The sequence below is a fragment of the Asticcacaulis sp. genome (assembly GCF_027484505.1).
Classification (GTDB): Bacteria; Pseudomonadota; Alphaproteobacteria; order Caulobacterales; family Caulobacteraceae; genus Asticcacaulis.
This window is the reverse complement of the sequence record NZ_JAIXSV010000196.1, coordinates 1-2,921: the sequence shown is the minus strand read 5'-3', so window position 1 is coordinate 2,921 and position 2,921 is coordinate 1. Positions and strand designations below refer to the sequence as shown.

Here is a 2,921-nt window from a genome sequence, read left to right as displayed (position 1 = left end):
TCACCCCTAAGGCCTGCCATTGCGCGCGCTGATCATCCATGCCCGTCACGGCGATCACCGGTGTCTCGCGATTGGGCCCGTCGGATTGACGCAGGGCCGCTGTGGTCTGAAGCCCGTCCATGCCCGGCATGATCATGTCCATCAGGATCACATCGAAGCGCTGCACCGCGGCGATGTCCAGTGCCTGCGCCCCGTTAATGGCCATGACGGCGCGCCAGCCGAGCGGCTGTAAAAACAGCGACGCCAGACGACGGTTGACCTCATGGTCATCAACGATCAGGACGGTACGAGCGGGAGAGTCTGACATGATACGTGTACGGAAGATAACCAAACCTCCGTACACTCTAACCCAAGAACCTTAAGGATCGCTCTACTTTACGGTTTCATCCACCGTGGCGCGCGTCACCGAATGATAGAGCGGCCGGGCCTTCGCATAGACGCGCCTCGCCATATCCACGCCCCAACCCTTTTGCCCCATCAGGGCGGCATAGAGCGGGCTGACGAAGCGGCGGCGGCCCTGCGAGGTCAGGAAGGTTTCCAGCGCCGGCAGGGCGGGTTCATAATGATGGGCGATGGCCAGTTTCAGCCACGCAAACAGGATTTCCGAATTGCGCGAGCTGGTGAAGGCAAAGGCCGTATCGAGGTCCTTCATCTGCTCAAGTGACAGTGTCTCCGGCAGAGACTCGATGAAATGCTGCCATTCCTGCGTCACCCAGCCCTCGGTGACCAGAGACTTGGCCGGGGTGCCCTTGGTAAAGGCCTCGACCTGCGTCTCGACGCGCGCAAAGGCTTCCGATTGCGGCTTGACGGCGTTGGACGGCAGGCCGGGTTTATAGAGCCACTCATTCAGTTTCAGGCGATCCTCCGCACCCGGATCACCCTTGATCAGAGTTTCGCGCAGGTCTTCGACAAAGCCCGCCGTGGTCATGCTCTTGAAGGCATAGCGCGTGAAATAGCCTTTGAGCCACGCATCGAACTTCTTGCGGCCATAGGTCTGTTCCAGCAGGCGCAGGAAGGCGGCACCCTTCTCATAGGGAATGTCCGAGAAGCCATCGTCCGGGTCGCGGCCTTTGAGGTCCGTATGCAACTGCGTCAGGCCCGGTTCCTTGATGCTGGCCAGCGTCTCCTGAAGGCTGCTGTAGCCCAGGCTTTGCAGCATGAGGGCGCGGTCCTTACCGTACATCTCCTCCATGATGCGGTTTTCAAAATAGACGGTGAAGCCTTCATTGAGCCAGAAATCGTCCCAGGTGGCATTGGTGACGAGGTTGCCCGACCACGAATGCGCCAGTTCGTGCGCGACCAGCGACACCAGCGACTTGTCCCCGGCCAGAATGGTTGGCGTGGCAAAGGTCAGGCGCGGATTTTCCATACCGCCGAAGGGGAAGGAGGGCGGCAGGATCAGAACATCGTAACGACCCCAGCGATAGGGGCCATAGAGTTTTTCGGCGGCGGCGACGAACTTTTCGAGGTCTTCCAGCTCGCTCGCGGCGCGGACAATGGTGGCCTTTTCGGCATAGACGCCGGTGCGGTCGCCCGTCGGGCGGAAGTCGATATCGCCGATGGCCAGCGCGATCAGATAGGGCGGTATGGCCTGATCCATCTTGAAGCGGAAGGCGCGCAAAGTCCCGTTGCCGGGCACAGCCTCGCCATCAGGCGTCAGCATTTCAGCGCTCATGACGGCTTTGAGCGGTGTGGGTACACGGATGATCGCGCTATAGGTTTGGCGCACCATCGGGGAATCCTGCGTCGGAATCCAGGTGCGGGTCAGGATCGACTGCCCCTGCGACAGCAGGAAGGGATATTTTTTGCCTTCGGTCTGCGATGGGTCGAGCCATTGCAGGGCCTGCGTGTCGGCGGTGGTCTTGTACTTCACGACCACCTTCTGCGCGCCCTGCGGCAGTTCGATGGTCAGCGGCGCGCCAAAGATGGGGTGGGCCGTGCCCAGCGTGTATTTCAGGGGTTCGCCAGAGGCATCGGTGACGCCTTCGATATCGAGCGCCTTGACGTCCAGAATGACCTGCTTGGCCGTCGGCGCGGTTTGAAGCGTCAGGGCGGCGGTGCCCTTCAGCACCTTGGCGCGAAAATCGGCAGTAAGGTCGAGATCGACGTGGCGCACACGCGCGACATTGGGTTCGGCATAGGAGTGGACATCCTTAGCGCTGCGCACCAGAGCCAGAGGCGCGGAATCGTCCGAGGCCGGCTCGACCTTCGGCTCACAGGCCGTCAGAAACGTCGTGCCCATCAAGGCCGCCATCAGGCCGATTGTCGTGCGCCGGTCCGGCACGAAACCCTTAGTCCGCATATCGCAACTCCATAAGACAGTACCCCCTGAAAAGGTTTCAGGGGGCACCATATGGATCAGTTAAAGCGGAAATGTGTCGTCTTCACAATGCGGAAAATTCAGCACGGTTGAGACGGGTTCCCCGCCCTCAGGGCTGATTTTAGCCGTTGCGCGAACGGCGCTTCAGTTGCGCGCCTTCCGAGCGGTTGACCGGCTCATTGTGGTGGGCGCGCGGCTTGGTGTTGGTCTTGCGACCGCCCAGCTTGCCGCTGGCCGACTTGCCAAACGGCTTTTTCTTGCGCTCATCGAAGCGGCGTTCACCCGTGGGGCGTTCACCCGTGGGGCGCTCGTTACCGCGTTCCGCCGCGGGACGGGCCGGACGGTCGTCAAAAGAGCGGGCTTCGCCACGGGCATCATCGCGCTTCTTGAACGGACGGTCGCCCTTCGGCTTGTCAAAGCGGGGCTTTTCGCCGCGCGGCCCGTCGAAACGCGGCTTGTCGCCAAACGCGCGCTCGGCTGCCGGGAAGTCGCGGGCGGCCTTGACCGGCGCGCGCTCAGCGGCCATCGGGTCGTAACGCTCGGTGCGTTCCGGACGCTCATTGCGGGCCTGACGCTCGGCACGGTTACCGAAGGCGTCCTT

Annotated in this window: 2 protein-coding genes and 1 pseudogene; all 3 read right to left on the bottom strand. The window is 62.0% G+C overall.

Going from position 1 to position 2,921, the window contains the following annotated elements; translation table 11 throughout:
* Window positions 1-307, bottom strand: a 307-nt coding sequence (locus Q0072_RS12105; RefSeq protein ID WP_298330403.1) for a response regulator, incomplete at its 3' end; no start/stop codon positions are given.
* 63 nt (window positions 308-370) lie between these two features.
* The gene (locus Q0072_RS12100) at window positions 371-2,302 is read right to left on the bottom strand and encodes a M1 family metallopeptidase (protein WP_298330400.1); all 1,932 of its coding nucleotides are present in this window, start codon (window positions 2,300-2,302) and stop codon (window positions 371-373) included.
* 139 nt (window positions 2,303-2,441) lie between these two features.
* A pseudogene (locus tag Q0072_RS12095) lies at window positions 2,442-2,921 on the bottom strand (DEAD/DEAH box helicase); the annotation flags it as partial.

What these genes read in the sequence shown, in the direction of transcription:
- Q0072_RS12100 (WP_298330400.1), bottom strand. Translation starts at nt 2,302, where the DNA reads ATGCGGACTAAGGGTTTCGTGCCGGACCGGCGCACGACAATCGGCCTG.